This window comes from Streptomyces sp. NBC_01275 (assembly GCF_026340655.1).
Classification (GTDB): domain Bacteria; phylum Actinomycetota; class Actinomycetes; order Streptomycetales; family Streptomycetaceae; genus Streptomyces.
In genome coordinates, this window is record NZ_JAPEOZ010000001.1 from 7,648,596 (window position 1) to 7,667,398 (window position 18,803).

Below are 18,803 nucleotides of genomic sequence, written 5' to 3' on the forward strand. Positions count from 1 at the left end.
CATCCCAGTTGTCTGGGGTGCTTTCCGGCCGGTCCTGCCCCTCGCGGCGCGGAAACTGACAGTTCTCTGCACTGTCGGCCGACTTACGTGGGGAGAGGGGAGAGGGGGGGGAGGGCCGCCGTGGGGTCGAGTGGTCGGCCAGGCCGAAAATGCCGGCGCCACCCCTCAGGCGGTTGCCAGGTCCTGGCCGGGCAGGTCCTCGGGGAGCAGGGTGCGCAGGTCCTCCAGGCCCGGGACGGCCATGGCGCCGAGCCGACCGGCCTGCCGGGTCGTCATCGCGTCCATCAGTTGGCGGGCCGTGCGCGCGTTGCCGAAGGAACGGTCGCGGGGAATGGCGTCGACGTACGCGTGCAGGGCGCGCAGGGTGTCCGAGCCGACGTCGTAGCCGGAGCCGGCGGCGATCCTGCCGATGATGGCGACGAGTTCGTCCGTGGTGTAGTGCTCGAACTCGACGGTCCGGCTGAAGCGGGAGGCCAGGCCGGGGTTGGAGGACAGGAAGCGGCCCATCTCCTCGGTGTAGCCGGCGGCGATCACCACCACCTCGTCGCGGTGGTCCTCCATCAGCTTCAACAGGGTGTCGACGGCCTCCCGGCCGAAGTCCGATGCAGCGGACTCGGGGGTCAGGGTGTACGCCTCGTCGATGAACAGCACACCGCCCAGGGCCCGTTCGAAGGCCTCCTTGGTGAGCTGCGCGGTGTGTCCGACGTACCGGCCGACCAGGTCGGCGCGGGCCACCTCCACCAGCTGGCCCTTGGGCAGGACGTCCAGGGAGCGCAGCAGGTCGGCGTAGATCCGGGCGACGGTGGTCTTGCCGGTGCCGGGCGGGCCGGAGAAGACCAGGTGCCGGCCGACGGTGGGGGTGGGCAGGCCGGCTGCCCGCCGGTGCCGGGCGGCGGTGAGCACGTTCACCAGGGCGGTCACCTCACGCTTGACGGCGGACAGGCCGATCATGGCGCCCAGTTCGGCCAGCAGCTGCGCGGAGTCGGGGCCCGCGTCCGCGTCGGCGGCGCTGTCCTCTCCGACGTCCTCGGGCAGCAGCAGCGACAGGTCGCTCTCGGCGGGGGAGTCCATGGAGCCCAGCCGGAACGCCTGCCGGTCCACCATCTCCTCGAACACCTTGCGGGCGGCGCGGCCGTTGCCGAACGTCGCGTCGCGCGGCATCCGTTCGTAGAGCCGGGCGAGCGCGTCCGAGGTGTGCGGGTCGAGTTCGTAGCGGTGGGTCTCGCACATGGTGCGGGTGATGGTGACCAGTTCGTCCACCGAGTAGTTGGCGAAGTCGATGGTGCGGGTGAAGCGGGAGGCGAGGCCGGGGTTGGAGGACAGGAAGCGGCCCATCTCCTGGGTGTAGCCGGCGGCGATCACCACCACGTCGTCGCGGTGGTCCTCCATCAGCTTCAACAGGGTGTCGATGGCCTCCCGGCCGAAGTCCGCGCCGGAGTTGCCGCTGTCGGACAGCAGCGTGTACGCCTCGTCGACGAACAGCACACCGCCAAGGGCCCGTTCGAAGGCCTCGGTGGTCTTGATGGCCGTACCGCCGATGATCTGCGCGACCAGGTCGGCCCGGGACACCTCGACCAGGTGCCCGGAGCGCAGCACGCCGAGTTCGGCGAGGATGCCGCCGTAGAGCCGGGCGACGGTGGTCTTGCCGGTGCCGGGCGGGCCGGAGAAGACCAGGTGCCTGCTCATCGGCGGGGTGGGCATGCCGAGTCTGGCGCGACGCTGGGCGAGTTCGTTGAGGTTGACCAGGGTGCGCACCTGGCGCTTGACGTCGGCCAGCCCGACCAGGACCTCCAGTTCGTCCAGCGGGCCGACGGGCGCGGCCGGCCTGTGGTCGCCGACGGTGCTCGGCCCACTTCCGGTGACGGCGGCGCCCCACTCGTCGGCGAGGGCGTTGCCGCTGCTGCTCAGCCGCTCCACGGTGAGCCGCTCACCCGGCCGGGTCTGGCGCAGACCCGCGCCCCGGTTGTCCTGGACGACGCAGCCGACCACCGAGACGGGCTCCGCGCTGTCCACCCGGATGCCGTCGCCGGTGCTGCGGCTGATCCGGCAGCCGTCCAGCTCGGCCCGGCCGCCGTCGCCGACCAGCAGCCCGTGCGCTCCGGCGCCGTCGGCGTGGACCCGGGTCAGGGTGAGCCGGCCGCCGCGTTCCACGGCGATGCCGGACGCGTGGCCGCCGTGCACCTCGCAGTCGGTGAGGGCGCCGAGGCCGCCGTCACCGACGGAGACACCGGGCCCGGTGGCGTCACGTACGGTCAGATCCCGGACCACGGGCCGGCCGCCGTCGGCGGTGCGCAGCCCCGCCGCACCCGCTTCGATGACCATGCACTGCTCCAGGCGGCCCCGGCCGTCCTCGGTGATCTCCACACCGTGCCCGCCCGCGCCGGTGATCCTGACCCGCAGCAGGAGGGGGTCTGCGCCGGAGCGCACGGCGACGGCGGTGCCGGCGGGGTCCACCACGGTCAGGTCCTCGAACTCCGCATGGGAGCTGCCGGTGAGCAGCACCGCTCCGTCGCTGTCGGCGCAGTCCCGTACGACGGTGCCCCTGAGCAGGGGCGCGCTCGACCCGGTGACCCGGATCGCGGATGCGGCGGCGGAGTCGAACGCGCAGTCCTGGAAGGTGCCCCGGGAGCGCTCGGTGACGGCGAGACCGCTGTCCTTGGTCCTGCTGGTACGGCAGCGCAGCAGCTCCGGGTCGGCGCCGGCGGCCAGGAAGATGCCGGGGCCGGTGGTGTCGGTGACGGTGACGTCCTCCAGGGCGGGGCGGTTGGCGCTGGTGACGTAGACGCCGGCCGAGGTGTCCTGGACGGTGGTGCGGACGACCCGGGTGGCGGAGCGGCCTTCGAGGGCGACGGCGGGCTTCCCGGTGCCGGAGATGACGCAGGCTTCGACCAGGCCCTGCGCTTCGCCGTTGGCGAGTACGCCGTTGGCCTGGGCGTCCCGGATCGTGCAGTCGCGGACCGTCGTACGGGCTTCCTCGCCCAGCACGACGGCGCTGGTGCCCAGGTTCTCGAACCGGCAGTCGTCGATGACGCTGCCGGTGGGCGCGGTGTCGACGAAGCCGGCGCCCTCCGGGTTGGAGACCCGGCAGTGGCGCATCGCCACCGAGCCCTCCTGACGGGCGATGACGGCCGTCCAGCCGGAGCCGACGACCGTGCAGCCGTCCATGGCGACCTGGCCCCGGGGCGCGTCGACCACCGGCAGGTCCTCGCTGCCGCCGCGCAGCGTCAGGTCGGTGAGCATCACCGCGTCCGCGACGAGGAGTACGGCGGTGCCCTTGCGGGGGCAGATCTCCACGCTGCCCGGGTCGCCGTCGGCGCTGATGGTGACCCGGGTGCGGATGGTGAGGTTCTCGCGGTAGCGGCCGGGGCCGACCCGGATCACGGCGCCCGCGCGTGCCTTGGCCAGGGCCTCGCCGATCGTCCGGAAGTCGTCCGGCCGGTCCGCCGAGACCGTGAGCAACTGCCGTGACACGCAAGGACCTCCTGGTGGGTGGCGCAGTCGCCGGGCTCGCCCGTGGCCGGGGACACGGAAGGAAGGGTACGGCCGGGTGCGCGGGCACGCGGACATGCTGCGGGCGGCCGGGGAGATGTCCGCAGCGCAGGTCACATGACCCCGGGCACCAGCTGCCAGGATCCCCCCGCAGGGGCTGCCCGTTGGCCCGGACTGCCCCTTTCAGCAGCGGATTCTGCCCCTGCGGACAACCGGAACGGCGGACGGCGGGGCCTCGCGTAGCATGCGCGCCATGCGACGTGCTGGTGATCGACACCCCCCGGTGGCTCGGTTGATGGCCGCCGCCCTGCTGACCGTGCTGACCGCCGCCCTGCCGGTCGCGGCCGGGGGACCGGCCCTGGCGGCCGACGAGGTGGGGCTGCCCGCGGTGGGTTCCGCGCTCCCGGCGGGCGGGGCGTGTGTGGAGCCGTCCACGGAGCGGGCCGCCGACGCCCCGTGGACCCGGCAGGCACTGGGCCTGACCCGGGTGTGGCAGTTCTCGCGGGGCGCCGGGGTGACCGTCGCGGTCGTGGACACCGGTGTCGGCACGTCCGCCCCCGCGCTCTCCGGCCGGGTCACGGCGGTCGGGGAGGCGGGTACGGACTGTGTGGGGCACGGGACGTTCGCGGCGGGGCTGATCGCCGCCGCCCCCCAGGACGGCACGGAGGTGGCGGGGCTCGCTCCGGAGGCCCGGATCCTCGCGGTGCGCGGCACGGACGGACGGGGCGCCACCACGCCGACCCGGCTGGCGACGGCGATCCGTACGGCCGCCGACCAGGGCGCCGGGGTGATCTATGTCGGCCAGGCCCTGGCGGCCGGCGAGGACGAACTGAAGGCCGCCGTCGCCCACGCGGCGCGGCAGGACGCGCTGGTGGTCGCGCCGGTCGCGCCCGACACGCTGCCCGTGGACCCCGGCACGGGTCGTACGGCGCCCGCCGCGTCGGCGTACTGGCCGGCCGCTGCCCCGGGGGTCGTGTCGGTGCTGGACTTCGGCCCGGACGGGGGCCGCCCCGAGGACGCGCCGCAGGTGGCGGGCGCGGATCTGGCGGCGCCGGGCGACTCGGTGGTGGGGGTCGGGCCTGCGGGGACCGGGCACTTCATCGGCTCGGGCTCGTCCTTCGCCGCCGCGCAGGTGGCCGGGGCGGCGGCCCTGGTGCGGGCCCGGTACCCCGGGCTGTCGGCGGCGGAGGCGGCCCACCGGCTGACGTCGGTGGCGTATCCGGCCATGCCGGCCCGGCTGGATGCGTACGCCTCGCTGTCGGCCGTGCTTGCCGGTGCCGGTTCCCGGGGCGCTGTTCCCAGCCCCGGGCCGGCCGTACTGGTGGCCTCCGCTCCGGCCGGGCCCCGGAGCCGGGCGCTGCTGGTCGCGGGGGCGGCGGTGGGGGTGGTGGTGCTGGTGGCGGCCGGAGCCGTTGTTCTGCCGAGAGGGCGGGCCAGGGGGTGGCGGGCAGCGGGTGGGTAGGTGGGGTGCGGGTGTGTGGAGGTGTGGGGTGTAGGTGTGCGGGTGCGGGTGCGGGTGCGGGTGCGGGTACGGGTGTGCGGGTAGGTGGGGCGCGGGGGAGTGGGGGTACGGCTGCCGCAGGCGCACCCCGTACCGCCCCCCCCCGCAGGCGCACCCCGTACCGCCCGCCCGCAGGCGCACCCCGTACCGCCCGCCCGCAGGCGCACCCCGTACCGCCCCCCCCCGCAGGCGCACCCCGTACCACCCCCCTGCAGGCGCACCCCGTACCGACCCCCACCCGGTCAAGACCCCGGTGCGCTGTCCACCAGCCCCGTCTGCATCCGGACCGTCTTGCGCCGAGCGATCCGCGTCGCCCGCCCCGGCGGAAGGTTCTGGCCCTTCACGTTGCCGAGGACGTAGCCCTCGGACGGGGGGCAGGACAGCAGCAGGACAGGCGTGTTGACCTCCTGGAGGCGGCGCAGGAGGGTCTCGCCGAGGCCGCGGCCGGCGCCTGCGGCGGAGCGGGCGACCACCAGGTGGAGGCCGACCTCCCAGCCCAGGGCGAGGTGGTTGAGGAGCGGGTCGAAGGGCTGGTTCATCGGGCCGGCGCCGACCATGTCGTAGTCGTCGACGAGGATGAACAGCCTCGGCCCGTTCCACCAGTCGGCCAGCCGCATCCGGCCGGGCGCGATGTCCGGGCCCGGCACGCGGGCGGCCACCGCCCTGGCGGCCCCGTCCGTGAGGTCTTTCAGCGCGTCGATCGAGACCGCGTGCCCCAGCCGGTACGCGTCGGGGATCGCCTCCACCAGATCGCGCCGGTAGTCCACGAGCATGATCCGGGCCTCGGCCGGTGAGTACCGGTCCGTGATCGCCTGCGCCACCAGTCGCAGCGTGTTGGTCTTGCCGCTCTCGATGTCGCCGACCACGATCATGTGCGGGTTCTCGCTGAAGTCGTGCCACACGGTGGAGAGTTGCTCCTGCTCGATGCCGAGAGGCATCCGGAAGTCGCCCTCGGGGGACGGAAGCTCTGTGGCGGGCAGCAGGGCGGGCAGCATGCGGACCCGGGGGGCGGCCTCGCCCGGCCAGCACTCCTTGACCGCCGAGACCAGCGCCGCGACGCCGTCCGTGAGGTCCTCCGATTCCTCCACGCCGTCGATGCGGGGCAGGGCCGTGAGGAAGTGCAGCTTGCCTTCCCGGGTCAGGCCGCGTCCGGGGATGCGCGGCACGGTGGCCGCCCGCCGGGCGTCCACCTCGGAGTCCATGGCGTCGCCCATCCGCAGTTCCAGGTGGGTGCCGGCCTGGTCGCGTACCGCCGCGGTCAGCTCCACCCAGCGGGCGACCGTGACGATCAGGTGGATGCCGTAGTTGAGCCCGCGCGCCGCGATCGCGCTGAACGTCTGGATGTTCCGGTCGAAGTCCTGCCGCACGGTGGACCAGCCGTCGATGACGAGGAAGACGTCGCCGTGCGTCTGGTCGGGGAACTCGCCGGCCGCCCGCCGTCTGCGGTAGGTCGCCATCGAGTCGATGCCGTGGTCGAGGAAGAACTGCTCGCGCGCCGCCAGCAACGTGGTGACCTCGGCGATGGTACGGCCCACCCGCTCGGTGTCCAGCCGGCTCGCCACCCCCGCCATGTGCGGGAGTTCAGCCAGCCCGGACAGTGTGCCGCCGCCGAAGTCCAGGCAGTAGAACTGCACTTCGAGCGGGGTGTGGGTGAGGGCGAGCGCGGTGAGCAGGGTGCGGACCAGGGTCGACTTGCCGCTCTGCGGGCCGCCCGCGATGGCCACGTTCCCGCCCACTCCGGACAGGTCCACGGTGAGCAGGTCGCGCAGTTGCTCGAAGGGCCGGTCGATGATGCCGATGGGCACGTTCAGCTTGCCGCGCAGGGGCCAGCCGACGGTGGTCAGGCCGAGGTCGTGGTGCGGGGTGAGCGGGGGCAGCACCTGGTCGAGGGTGGACGGCAGGTCCAGCGGCGGAAGCCAAACCTGGTGGGCGGGCGGGCCCGAGCCGAGCAGCCGGCCCACGGCCACCGACAGCAGGGTCTCGCCGCCCTCGTCCGGCTGAGGCTCCGGCTCCGGCTCGAGCTCGGGAGCCTGCCGGGGCACCACCCAGCCGGCGGTCCAGGGCGCCAACTGGCTCGCCACCCGGGCCTGGTTGGCGCTGCCCCCACGCTCCTCGTACGGCCCGGAGACATACGCGGCGCGGAACCGGGCCAGTGCCTCCACGCCGGACTTCAGGAAGCCGCTGCCCGGCTGCGGCGGCAGCTCGTAGGCGTCCGGCACCCCGAGCACGCCCCGGCTCTCCATCGCGGAGAAGGTGCGCAGGCCGATGCGGTACGAGAGGTGACTCTCCAGCTGGTGCATGCGGCCCTCGTCGAGGCGCTGCGAGGCCAGCAGCAGATGGACCCCCAGGGACCGGCCGAGGCGGCCGATCATCACGAAGAGCTCCATGAACTCCCGGTGCGAGGCCAGGAGTTCGCTGAACTCGTCGACCACGACGAAGAGGCTGGGCAGCGCGGCCAGCGGTGTTCCGGCGGCGCGGGCCTTCTCGTAGTCCAGCGCGGAGGTGTAGTTCCCGGCGGCCCGCAACAGTTCCTGACGGCGGATCAGCTCGCCGTGCAGCGCGTCCTTCATCCGGCCCACCAGCGCGGCCTCACCGGCCAGGTTGGTGATGACCGCCGAGGTGTGCGGGAGTTCGTCCAGGCCGAGGAAGGTCGCGCCGCCCTTGAAGTCGACCAGGACGAAGTTCAGCGTCTCCGAGGAGTTGGTCAGCGCCAGCGCCAGGACCAGCGTCCGCAGCAGTTCGCTCTTGCCGGAGCCGGTGGCCCCGATGAGCATGCCGTGCGGGCCGGTGCCGCCCTGCGCGGACTCCTTGATGTCCAGTTCCACCGGCGTGCCGTCGACCCCGACCGCGATCGGCACCCGCAGCCGCATCGGCCCGGTGTGGCGGGCCCACAGCTCGGCCGGGTCGTGGCGGTGCAGGTCGGGGATGCCCAGCAGCGTGGTCAGTTCGGTGTCGCCCGAGAGGGGTTCGGAGACGTCGCCGCCCAGGCCGAGGCGGTACGGGGAGATCAGCTTGGCCAGCGTGGTGGCGCCGCGCGGCCCGAAACGGTCGGGGCGGCCCAGCCGGGCCATCTGCTCCTTGCGTTCCCGGTCGGTGCGGACCAGGTCGAAGGCGTCCTCGGTCACCTCGAAGCGCAGTGTGACCCGGCCCGGCCGCCAGGACAGCGCGCCGCCCAGGTCGAGCACCACCGTGTTGCGGAAGCCGGTGCCGTCCACGCGATGTCCGGTGGGCACCGCGCCGCCGTCCACCACGATCACCGTGAACGGCTCCTCCCGGCCGGACGTCGCGTCCGGGTCGAACGACGGCCGTTCCAGGAACTCCGCGCCGAGCAGGTCCTCCAGCTCGTTGAACGAGGAGACGATCATCCGGGCCGGGCCGGCGCCGTCGTGCTCCTGCGGATGCAGGCTGTGCGGCAGCCACTTCACCCACTCCCAGTCCGCCCGCCGCTCGTCCGACACGCACAGCGCCAACCACACGTCGTCCGGTGCGTGGAAGGCCGCCAGTTGCGCCACCATGGCGCGGGCCAGGGACCGTACGGCTTCCGCGTCGCCCCGGAACAGCACCCGCGCCCAGGCCCGCAGGAAGATCGCGATGGGCTGGTCGGGGACGGTTCCGTAGGCGCGGATGAAACTGCGCAGCGCGTGCGCGGTGAGCGGCTCCATGTCCTCCACCGGGCTGGTCGACAGCGGTGTCAGCCGCAGACCCAGCTTCTGGTCGCCGACCGCCACCCGGACCTCGCCGAAGTCCTCGTCCTGGGGCCGCCGTTCCCACAGCCGGGTGGTGCCCGCCATCGACCAGAGCGCCGAGGGCGGCGGGTGCCGCCAGGCGAGGGCGTGCTGCTGCTCGGCGACGGTGGCCCGTACCTTGCGCCGGGTCTGGGTGAGATAGCGCAGGTAGTCGCGGCGCTCGCCCTTCAGACGCTGCTTGCGTTCGCTGTTCTTCCGCATGGTCTGGCCGATGATCATCACCGCCGACGACAGCACCATCAGGCCCATTGCCAGATACATGAAGCTGCTGTTGGAGCCCGTGCTGCCGGGCCGCATGAACATCAGCATCATCGACACCGACATCAGCGCCATCGGCAGATAGGTCCAGATGGCCGAGCTGTCCGGCACCACCTCGGGCAGGGTCGGCGGCTCCTGGAGGCTCAGTTCGCCCTCGGGCATCTCCGGGCCACGCCGACGGGCCGGTCTGCGGAACAGGACCACACTCAACGAACAGTCTCCTCGGGAAGGCAGAGAGGCAGCGGGGAGCCCGGTGCACGGGGCGGGCGCCACTCCAGCTAATGTGCGTCATCCCGAAAGGTGCCTGTGCCACCCAGGCCCCGAATTGCCCTTTCGTACAAGGCTGGTTGACACGCGGGACTGTGGGCGATTCTCATCGAACCACCAAACCGCCAAAAACACTGAAGTCACCCAAAGCCGACGAATCATCCGTGGAAGCCGGGAAGACCCGGGAGAAGCGTGAGCCTGCCCTGATGGAGCCTGCCCGATGCCGGACAACCAGACAGCCGGACTCTGCCGTCTGACCGTGCGCGCCCCCAGCAAGAGCATCGACCTCGCGGTGCCCGCCGACGTCCCGGTGGCCGACCTGCTGCCGGCCGTGCTCGGCTTCGGCGGCGCCGACCTCGGCGAGACCGGCATCGACCACGGCGGCTGGATACTCCAGCGGCTCGGCGGCGCACCGCTGGACGAGGAACGCACCCTCGACTCGTACGACCTGCGCGACGGCGAGACCGTCTACCTGCGGCCCCGCGTCGACGCGCTGCCCGAGGCGCACCTGGACGACCTGGTCGACGGGATCTCCACCACCATGCGGGGCCGCCCGTACAGCTGGACCCCGGAGGTGAGCCGGTATGTGCTGCGCGGTGTGGCCGTCGCACTGCTCGCGGTGGGCCTGCTGGTGATCGCCCTGCCCGGCGGACCCGGGTGGCTGCGGGCGCTGTGCGCGGCGGGCGGCGGGCTGCTGCTGCTCGCCGGAGCGGCCTCGGCGAGCCGCGCGGTCGGCGACGCGGGCGCGGCCGCGGCCCTGGGCTGCATGGTCAGCCCGTATTTCGCGGTGGCCGGCTGGCTGCTGCCCGGCGGCTCACTGACCGGCCCGCACGGGCCCGAGACGCTGGGCTTCCGGCTGCTCGCCGCCTGCGCGGCGGGCGCGGGCGGCGCCATCCTGGCGCTGGCGGCGGTGGCGAGCTTCGCGGCGCTCTTCCTCGCCCTCGCCGTGATCGCCGTACTCGGCGTGCTCGCCGGGGTCCTGATGTCGGCGGCGGACCTCCCGGCGCACCATGTGGCCGGCATCGTCGCCCTGGTCGCGGTGGTGCTCGGGGCGTTCGTGCCTTCACTGGCCTTCCGGATGTCGGGACTGCGGATGCCGCCGCTGCCGACCAACGCCCAGCAACTCCAGGAAGGCATCGAACCCCATCCGACGGCGGTGGTCTCGGCGCGCGCGGTGCTCGCCGACGGCTGGATGAGCGCCCTGTACGGCGCCACCGGCGTGACCTGCGCCGTCTGCCTGGTGCTGCTCGCCGGGCACGACGGCCTGCCGGAGATCACCATGGTGGTGGCGCTGTCCCTGCTGCTGGTGCTGCACGGGCGCGGGCTGGGCAATGTGTGGCAGCGGCTGTTCCTGGTCGTCCCCGGCATCGCCGGGGCGCTGCTGCTGGTCGTCGAGCAGGCGGGCGGCGCCTCGCCGGGCGGCCGGCTGCTGACGGCCGGCGCGCTGCTCGCCGCGACCGCCGCTGCCGCGATCACGTCGTGGACGGTGCCGGGGCGGCGGCTGGTGCCCTACTGGGGCCGCGCCGGGGAGATCCTGCACTCCGCCGCGGCCATCAGTCTGTTGCCGCTGGCGCTGTGGGTGCTGGGTGTGTACGGGGCCCTGCGGGGGCTGAACGCGTGAGGTGGGGGAGGGGGCGCCTGCGCGGGCTGCACCTCACCTCACCGCACCCCCTTCCCGGCGAGGCACTGTGCGGCTCCGCCGCGTGCGGGGCTCCGCCCCAGACCCCGGTTCGCGGGGGTCCGTCCCCGCAGCCCCGCACCCCTGCGCCTCAAACGCCGACGAGGCCGAAATGCCCCACCCCCCACACCTGACCCGGACGGAGTCCCCTCGTGCAGACCAAACGCGACCAGGTCATGGCGCACATGTTCGTCATGGGCCGGCTCACCTCGGCCATGCTGCGAGCCGATCCGGACGCCCCGGAGAGCCCGCAGGGCCGGACCAACCGGGGGGTGGCGATCGGCATCGTGGTCGCCGTGCTGATCTCCGCCGGCTCGTTCGTGTTCGGGCTGCTGAAGCCCGGCACCAGCGACTCCTGGCGTGCCGCCGGCACCCTGGTGGTCGGCAAGGGCACCGGGTCGCGCTACCTGTACCTCGACGGTCGGCTGCGGCCGGTGCGCAACTACGCCTCGGCGCGGCTGCTGGTGGGCGCCGAGCTGAAGACCGTGAACGTCGGTGAGGCGTCGCTGGCCGACACGCCGCGCGGGATGCCGGTCGGCATCCCCGGCGCTCCGGACGTACTGCCCGGGGCCGCCGCCCTGGACGGCGCCCCCTGGCAGGTGTGCTCGGGCTCCCTGGCGGGAGACACCGCCGCCACGCTCGGGGTGGCGCGGCGGATCACCGGCACCGGGCTCGGCGAGCGGCAGGGACTGCTGGTGACCGGGCCCGATCGGGAGACCTATCTGGTGTGGCAGGGCAGCCGGTTCCGGCTGGACCGGAAGGGCAATGTCCGTGAGGCCCTCGGCTACGGCTCGCACCAGCCGGTCGCCGTGTCGGCCGCGTTCCTCAACGCCCTGTCGGCGGGACCGGACCTGACCCCGCCCGCGGTGCCGGGGCGTGGCGGCCCGGGGCCCGAACTGGGCGGCCGTCCGACGCGGGTCGGCGAGGTCTTCACCGTCTCCGCGCCCGGCGCCACCGAGCGGTACTACCTGCTGGGTGCGACAGGCCTGACTCCGCTCACCGCGACCGCCGCCGCGCTGGTGCTGAGCGACCCGGAGACCGTGGCGAAGGTCTACGGGGGCCGTACGGCAACCGCGGTGTCCCTTGAATCCACCACGCTGGCGGGGCACTTGGCTCCGGAGTCCGATGCGACGGCAGGAGCGGGGGCGGGGGCGGGGGCGGCGGGGGCGGGGGCGGCATCCGGGGGTGCGCTGCCCGCCACGCCGCCGGAGCCGGTGGCGCTGACGGCGGACCTGACGGCCTGCGCCGCCGTGGAGTCCGGGCGGTCCGGCACCCGGGTGAGCGTCGCCCTGGTCGAAGCGGACGGGCTCGGCCCCACCGCCCAGGGCCCGGCCGAGTGGTTCACGCCGGCCTGTGTCGCGGTCGGCCGGATCACGGTGCCGCCGGGCGGCGGGGCCCTGGTGCACGCGCTGGGCGCGGACGGCTCCGACATCGGTGCCACGCTGTACCTGGTGACCGACACGGGCATGAAGTACCGCGTCCCGTCGGCCGATGCGCTCACCGCGCTCGGCTACACCTCCTCACAGGCCCAGGACCTTCCCTCGTCCCTGCTGGCGATGGTGCCCACCGGGCCGGACCTCAGCCCCGAGGCCGCGACGCTCGGCCGAAGCAGCACGACGACCCCGCCGTGCGGGGCCGGCCCCGGGGCCTGAGCTCCGTGGCGGGCGCGGGTGCGGGCCGGGTGCGTAGGGGGCGCCTGCGGAGGGCCTCACCCCACCCCGCCCGTCCTGAAACCGGGGCGCTGTCGGGGGCGGAGCCCGCAAGTGCACGCAGGTGCAAGGCTGCGCGGCCGCAGGTGCAAGCGCGTGGCCCCGGGCTTTCAGCGGTCGCCCGCCGCCTTCTAGCGTCGGACGTACGTCTGGACCGGCCGGGCCTCAGCGTCCGCGCCCGGAGACCACCGCACACCGGGCCCCCGCGTCCGGCGCCGACGACATCCGGAGGAACAGCCTGTGGGAACTTTGCAGCAGTCCGAGGTCCGCGCCACCCAGAACGGCATCAACGCCCTGGAGATGGCGTTCACCAGTGTGCAGACCCGCCGGCAGGACCTCGAGAACACCAAGCTCAACCTCGCCAAGGGCCACCAGGGATCGGACGGCAAGGCGTACCAGGAGCTGCTCGCGCTCTGGGACGAGCAGGCCGAGGTGATCTCCCGGAACCTGCGCGACATGATCGACACCCTGAACGAGACGCTCAAGCAGCAGGGCATCGCCCAGGGCTCGGCGAACGACTCCGTCAACCAGGCGTACAACCAGTCGCAGTCGGTCTTCGACGCACTCAGCGGCTGACCGGGCAGCGGCAGCCACCGACCACAGCCCACAGCCTCCCCCACCGCGCGAGACGAGGAAGAAGATGGCCGACTACAACGACGGATTCATCTACGTCGACTACGCCAGCATGAGCAACGCCGCTGAGGACATGATCCAGCAGACGAGGGCCATCTCCCAGATCCTCACCGACCTGGACTCCGAGCTGACAGAGCTCAAGAACAGCTGGGAGGGCGACGACCGGTCGGTGTACGACCAGAAGCAGGCCTCCTGGCACGCGGCTGTCGAGAAGATGCGGCAGCTGCTGCAGAGTCACTCCGGCCTGCTGACCGACGTTTCGGACAACTACCAGCGGACCGAGCGGGCGCTGACCCAGAGCTGGGAGGGCGTCCGTATCGGGCGCTGACACCCGTAAGGGTGCGTGCGAAGGGGGCGGCTGTCCGTACGGCGACCAGGTGACCAGGTGACCGGGTGACCGCTGGCCAGGTGACCCGCGACCGTACGGGCCATCGCCCGTGTGCTGTGCGCGGCGGCCGGGCGGGCCGCCGGCGGGTGATCGACGGTCGATGGCCGGGCGGATGACGGAGACGAGGGCGTAGGACATGGCGGATTCCGGCAAGACTCCGGTGAAGCTCGACAAGACGGCGGTCAAGCAGTTCCTCACCGAGGAGGTCCGCCCCTTCAAGGAGTCGGTGAAGAAGGTCCTCAAGGAGCCGAACGAGGACGGCGTCCTGCCCCTGCCCTGGCACTCGGCCGAGGCGAAGCACGACTCGACCTCCCCGATCGCCGGCGCCAAGATGCCCTTCGCCATCGGCGGCATGGCCGGGGACGCCAGCGTGCTGCTCAGCTCCAGTCACCTGATCAGCTCGGTGACCGGGATGATCGACCAGGTCGACGAGATCCTCAAGCTCCAGATCCGGCTCTTCGGCGACATCGAGGACGGCCTGGAGGACACCGTCCACTCGCTGCTCAAGACGCAGGACGGCAACCTCGGTTCCATCAACGGCGAGAAGATGGTGGACGTCTTCATCGACGTCGACGACGACCTGTCCACCATGACCGGTGGGGGTGACGAACTATGACGTTCAACATCCTCCACGACGAGTACATCCGTGACCTCACCGACACCGACGACTGGTGGCACCGGGCGGTGGAGCTGCTCACCGGCCTCTCCCCGCTCCCGAAGCGCACCAGCGTCTTCGAGCAGTGGATCGGCAACCACGGCATTCCGCTGATGCTCGTCGAGCTGACCAAGCAGAAGAGCGTCACCTACGTCGACTTCGACGACCTCGACTGGCGCAGCGAGAACGTGGGCGCCGACATCTCGAAGACCGACTTCGTCATCCCCTTCTACACCCGGGGCGGGGACGACGGGGAGGGCTCGGAGGTCGCGTACTACAAGGCCCGGATCACCCTGCTGATCAGCAGCTCCTCGGACCCGGCGGACGGCGGTGTCCGGACCGGCGTCGAGGTCAAGAGCAAGTACAAGGAACGCCTGGGTCTGAAGGACGACGACCTGATCTGGGACAACAAGAACTTCGTGAAGTACTCCTACGCCGGCGGGCTGGCGCTGAAGACCGCGCTCAACTACGACGACGACGAGGCCACCGACAACGGCACGTACGGCTTCTACTGGGACGGCATCGACGTGCCGGCCGACGCGTCGGTCGTGCTGCGTACCTTCGACGGGGTGGCCGACTCCTTCGACCGGCTGGCCCGCTTCTTCAAACGGTCCGCCGACGAGACCGAGCGATGGAAGCAGTGGATCGGCACGGAGGACAACAACGCCTGGCAGGGCACGGCCGCCGGCGTCTTCCAGGACCTCATCCACAAGATCGCCAGGGTGTACGAGGGGTACGCCGAGGACACCGTGCGCCATGCCGGCGGCTCGATCCAGGGCCAGAAGATCCGCGAGGCGCGCAAGGCGCTGCACCAGGGGATGGACGACCTCTACTGGGCCTGGGACTACTGGCAGCGCAACTACAGCAATCCGCTGCGCTGGCTGATGGACCGGCTGCTGGAGCTCGCGGACTGGGTGTGGGACCACAACATCATGAAGATCGGCTACACGTCGAGCACGACGAGCGACGGCGACGGCAACTGGACGACGACGAAGGACTACTACACCAAGGGCGGCTTCTCCCAGAACGCCAAGCTGGACTTCGGCACGCAGGACTTCGGCCGGCTGGACAGTCTCGACACCTGGAAGAAGATCGGCGATCTCGCCGTGCAGCTCTGGCAGGCGGGCGTCACCGAGCATCTCAGCGTCCCCGCCAAGGACATCCTGACGTCGGTGCACAACGCGTGGAGTCCGCAGACCTTCGACATCGGTGAGATCCGCACGCGTACCACCGGCGACACGCTGAAGGCCGACTGGCAGGAGGACCAGGCCAAGAAGGACCAGGCGGAGGCGGACGCGAAGGCGGCCAAGGCCGAGGCGGACGCCAAGGCGGCGGCGGCCGCGGTGGCGGAACAGTATAAAAAGGACAAGGAAGAGGCCGAGGCGGCGGCGGCCGCGGCGGCGGAACAGTATAAGAAGGACAAGGAAGCCGCCGCGGCGGCGGCGGCCGCGGCGGAGGAGCGGTACAAGCGGGACAAGGAAGAGGCCGAGGCGGCGGCGAAGGCGGCGGCGGAGAAGTACGAGCGGGAGAAGGCCGAAGCGGAGGCGGAGGCAGCCGCCAAGGAGGCCGAGGCCGAGGCCAAGTACGAGCGGGAGAAGGCCGAGCAGGAGGCGGAGCAGGCCCGGCAGGAGGCCGAGGCCGAGGCCCGCTACCAACAGGAGAAGGCCGACCAGGAGGCCGCCGAGGCCGAGGCCGAGGAGCGGAACGAGCGGGAACAGGCCGAGCAGGACGCCGAGCAGGCCGAGCAGGAGGCCGCCGCCGAAGCCCGCTACCAGCAGGAGCAGGCGAAGCAGGACGCCGCCGAGGCCGAGCAGGCCGCCCAGCAGGAGCAGGAGAAGGCCGAGCAGAAGGCCGCCGAGGCCGAGGCCCAGGAACGGTACGACCAGGAGAAGGCCGAGCAGAAGGCCGAGCAGGAGGAGGCCGCCGCCCAGCAGGCGGCGTACCAGCAGCAGCAGTTCGCCTTCCAGCAGCAGCAGGCGAGGCAGCAGCGGGAGGACGAGGAGCGGGCCCGCAAGGAGGCGGCGGCCCAGCAGGCGGAGCAGGAGGCCAAGCAGGAGGCCGCCGAGGCGGAGCAGAAGGCCGAGCAGCAGCAGGCCGAGGCAGAGCAGAAGGCCGAGCAGCAGGCGGCCGAGGAGAAGTACGAGCGGGAGCAGGCCGAGCAGAAGGCGGAGCAGGCCCGCCAGGAGGCCGAGCAGAAGGCCGAGCAGGCCCGGCTGGAGGCCAAGCAGGACGCCCAGCAGGCCGAGCAGGAGGCCGCGCAGGAGGCCCGGTACCAGGAGGAGAAGGCCGAGCAGGTCCGGCAGGAAGCCGAGCAGAAGGCCGAGCAGGTCCGACTGGAGGCCAAGCAGGACGCCCAGCAGGCCGAGGAGGAGGCGAAGCAGGAGGCCCAGCAGACGGCGGCCGACGCCAGGTACGAGCAGGAGAAGGCCGAGCAGAAAGCCGAACAGGCACGGCAGGAGGCCAGGCAGGACGCCAAGGAGGCCGAAGCCCAGGCCAGGTACGACCAGGAGCAGGCCGAGCAGAAGGCCGAACAGGCCCGGCAGGAAGCCAAGCAGGACACGATCCGCACCGAGGCGCAGGCCCGGGAGGACGAGTACCGGCAGCAGCAGCTCCAGGCGCAGGAGGACTACCAGAGCCGCTACGAGAGCTCGCTCAACGACCCGGCCGACAACCTGGTCAACGGCCCGGTCAACGGCAGCGGTTCGCTGACCAACCCGGACGGCAGCACCTCGTACATCGACAGCCAGGGCCGGGTGATCACCGACTTCGCCGACGGTACGAAGACCATCGTCGACCCGGACCTGCAGACTTCCACCGTCATCCGCCCCGACGGCCAGTCCGTCACCGGCCCCCTCAACGCGGACGAGGTACTGAACAACCCGGACGGCAGCCGCACTTACGTCGACTCGCAGGGCCAGGTGGTGACGGACTACCCGGACGGCAGCAAGGCGACGGTCGACCCGGACTCCGGCGTCACGACCGTCACCGAGCCGAACGGCAACTCGACCACCGGGTATCTCAACAACGGCGGCTCCGGTTACCAGTACCAGGACACCACCGCTCAACTTCCGTCGTACGAGGAGGAGTTGTACGACAACGCCGCCTACGGCGACTCGGCCTCCGACTACCTGGCCGGCAACACCGCAGCCGCCGCCCAACAGCAGCAGCAGTCCCAGATGCCCATGGGCGGCATGCCGTTGAACGGCATGCAGAGCCCCCGGGGCGGCGGGGGCAGCGGCGAGGGCAGTGGCGAGCGGGTCCGCAACGTCATCGACAGCGACGGGGCGATCAGCAACCGCGCCCGGTCCGCGTCCCGGAGCAGCAACGGCGGCTTCGACGAGCGCGAGGCGACGGTGGCCACGTCCGGCGGCACCCCCTTCATGCCCCCGATGGGCGGCGGCGGATCTGGCGGTCCCGGGCAGCAGCAGACGGAGAGCGGCGACCGCGTGCGCGACACCTGGGTGCAGGAGGACGAGGACGTGTGGGGCACGGACGAGGGCGGCGCGCCCGCCGTGATCGGCCGGTGAGCGTGTCGGCGAACCCGAGAGGCGTGCAGGTGAACCAGAGGAGCGACGACCGGTGACCGAGGGAATCAACCAGCAGATAGCTGAGGCCATGGCCCACCTGGAGGCCACCCAGGCCGCCGTGGCCAAGGCAGAGGCCGGGCTGCGCAACGCCACCGCGACGGCCCGCTCCCGGGACCGCGCCGTGGAGGCCACGGTCGGGGCGCAGGGGCAGCTGACCGGCCTGAAGTTCCTGGACAACAAGTACCAGGGCATGACGGCCACCCAGCTGTCCGCCTCGGTCCTGGAGGCCGCCGAGCAGGCCCGTACCAAGGTCACCCGTCAGGTGATGGACACCTTCGGCCCGCTGATGGGGGCCAATCCGGCGATCCCCGGGGGCCGGGGCATCACGGTCGACTGGGAGGGGATCTTCGGGGCGGACGCGGTGGACGGGCCCGCCCGGGGCGGCGCCCGCTCGGCCGGTGACCGGCTGCGTGACGAGATCCACGAGGACGACGACCAGGACGACCGGACGGGCAGGAGCAGGGCATGAGCGTCGGAGAACCGTTCAGGGCGGACCTCCCCAGGCTGGGGCGGTGCACCGACGAGATGCGGGGCATGAGCGAGGAGGTGGTCAGCATGTTCGACGACTTCGAGGCGGGCGTACGGCTCTTCTCGCCGTGGACCGGTGACGGCACGGACCGGCCGTCCCAGCAGTTCCAGATGGGCTGGGACGAGCGCAACAAGGGCATCCGCGCGGTCGGCGACCCGACCAAGCAGGCGGTCGTCGGCGTGATCGACTCGACCCTGAGCAACATGCACAGCATCAGGGGCACCAGCGAGTACGCCCAGGACGAGATCCGCGGCCAGCGGTCCCGGGCGGACTCCGCGATGGACGACCTCGACTCCGATTCGGGCTACGGCTCCGACTCCGACTCCGACACGCGGCACTGAACAGAGGGCACGGCTGTCGGAC

At 72.3% G+C, this 18,803-nt stretch carries 11 protein-coding genes; 9 read left to right on the forward strand and 2 right to left on the reverse strand.

Features of this window, described 5'->3' with window-relative positions:
- Positions 1 to 165 precede the first annotated feature (165 nt).
- Positions 166 to 3,471, reverse strand: coding sequence for a right-handed parallel beta-helix repeat-containing protein (locus OG562_RS33770; RefSeq protein ID WP_266404766.1), 3,306 nt, complete (start codon positions 3,469 to 3,471; stop codon positions 166 to 168).
- Between the two features lie 271 nt (positions 3,472 to 3,742).
- On the opposite strand from OG562_RS33770, the gene OG562_RS33775 reads away from it, so the two are divergent.
- Positions 3,743 to 4,951, forward strand: coding sequence for a S8 family serine peptidase (locus OG562_RS33775; protein ID WP_266404769.1), 1,209 nt, complete (start codon positions 3,743 to 3,745; stop codon positions 4,949 to 4,951).
- Between the two features lie 281 nt (positions 4,952 to 5,232).
- On the opposite strand, the gene eccCa is transcribed toward OG562_RS33775, so the two are convergent.
- Complete coding sequence (gene eccCa, locus OG562_RS33780; RefSeq protein ID WP_266409662.1) at positions 5,233 to 9,198, reverse strand: type VII secretion protein EccCa; 3,966 nt, start codon at positions 9,196 to 9,198, stop codon at positions 5,233 to 5,235.
- A 283-nt stretch (positions 9,199 to 9,481) separates the two neighbouring features.
- On the opposite strand from eccCa, the gene eccD reads away from it, so the two are divergent.
- From eccD to OG562_RS33820, 8 genes are all read left to right on the forward strand, one after another.
- Positions 9,482 to 10,882 (forward strand): type VII secretion integral membrane protein EccD, encoded by a 1,401-nt coding sequence (gene eccD / locus OG562_RS33785; RefSeq protein ID WP_266404772.1) that lies wholly within the window; start codon positions 9,482 to 9,484, stop codon positions 10,880 to 10,882.
- Positions 10,883 to 11,091: 209 nt separating this feature from the next.
- Positions 11,092 to 12,591, forward strand: coding sequence for a type VII secretion protein EccB (gene eccB / locus OG562_RS33790; protein ID WP_266404774.1), 1,500 nt, complete (start codon positions 11,092 to 11,094; stop codon positions 12,589 to 12,591).
- A gap of 357 nt (positions 12,592 to 12,948) precedes the next feature.
- Complete coding sequence (locus OG562_RS33795) at positions 12,949 to 13,224, forward strand: WXG100 family type VII secretion target (RefSeq protein WP_266409664.1); 276 nt, start codon at positions 12,949 to 12,951, stop codon at positions 13,222 to 13,224.
- Between the two features lie 64 nt (positions 13,225 to 13,288).
- Positions 13,289 to 13,609, forward strand: a complete 321-nt coding sequence (locus OG562_RS33800) for a WXG100 family type VII secretion target (protein WP_266404777.1) — start codon at positions 13,289 to 13,291, stop codon at positions 13,607 to 13,609.
- 196 nt (positions 13,610 to 13,805) lie between these two features.
- Complete coding sequence (locus tag OG562_RS33805; protein WP_266404780.1) at positions 13,806 to 14,285, forward strand: type VII secretion system-associated protein; 480 nt, start codon at positions 13,806 to 13,808, stop codon at positions 14,283 to 14,285.
- The gene (locus tag OG562_RS33810) at positions 14,282 to 17,851 is read left to right on the forward strand and encodes an AAWKG family protein (protein WP_266404783.1); all 3,570 of its coding nucleotides are present in this window, start codon (positions 14,282 to 14,284) and stop codon (positions 17,849 to 17,851) included. Before OG562_RS33805 ends, OG562_RS33810 begins: the two co-directional genes overlap by 4 nt.
- A 52-nt stretch (positions 17,852 to 17,903) precedes the next feature.
- Positions 17,904 to 18,380, forward strand: coding sequence for a YbaB/EbfC family nucleoid-associated protein (locus tag OG562_RS33815; protein ID WP_266404786.1), 477 nt, complete (start codon positions 17,904 to 17,906; stop codon positions 18,378 to 18,380).
- Complete coding sequence (locus tag OG562_RS33820) at positions 18,377 to 18,781, forward strand: hypothetical protein (protein WP_266404789.1); 405 nt, start codon at positions 18,377 to 18,379, stop codon at positions 18,779 to 18,781. The genes OG562_RS33815 and OG562_RS33820 overlap by 4 nt, the downstream gene beginning before the upstream one ends.
- The last annotated feature ends 22 nt before the right edge of the window (positions 18,782 to 18,803 follow it).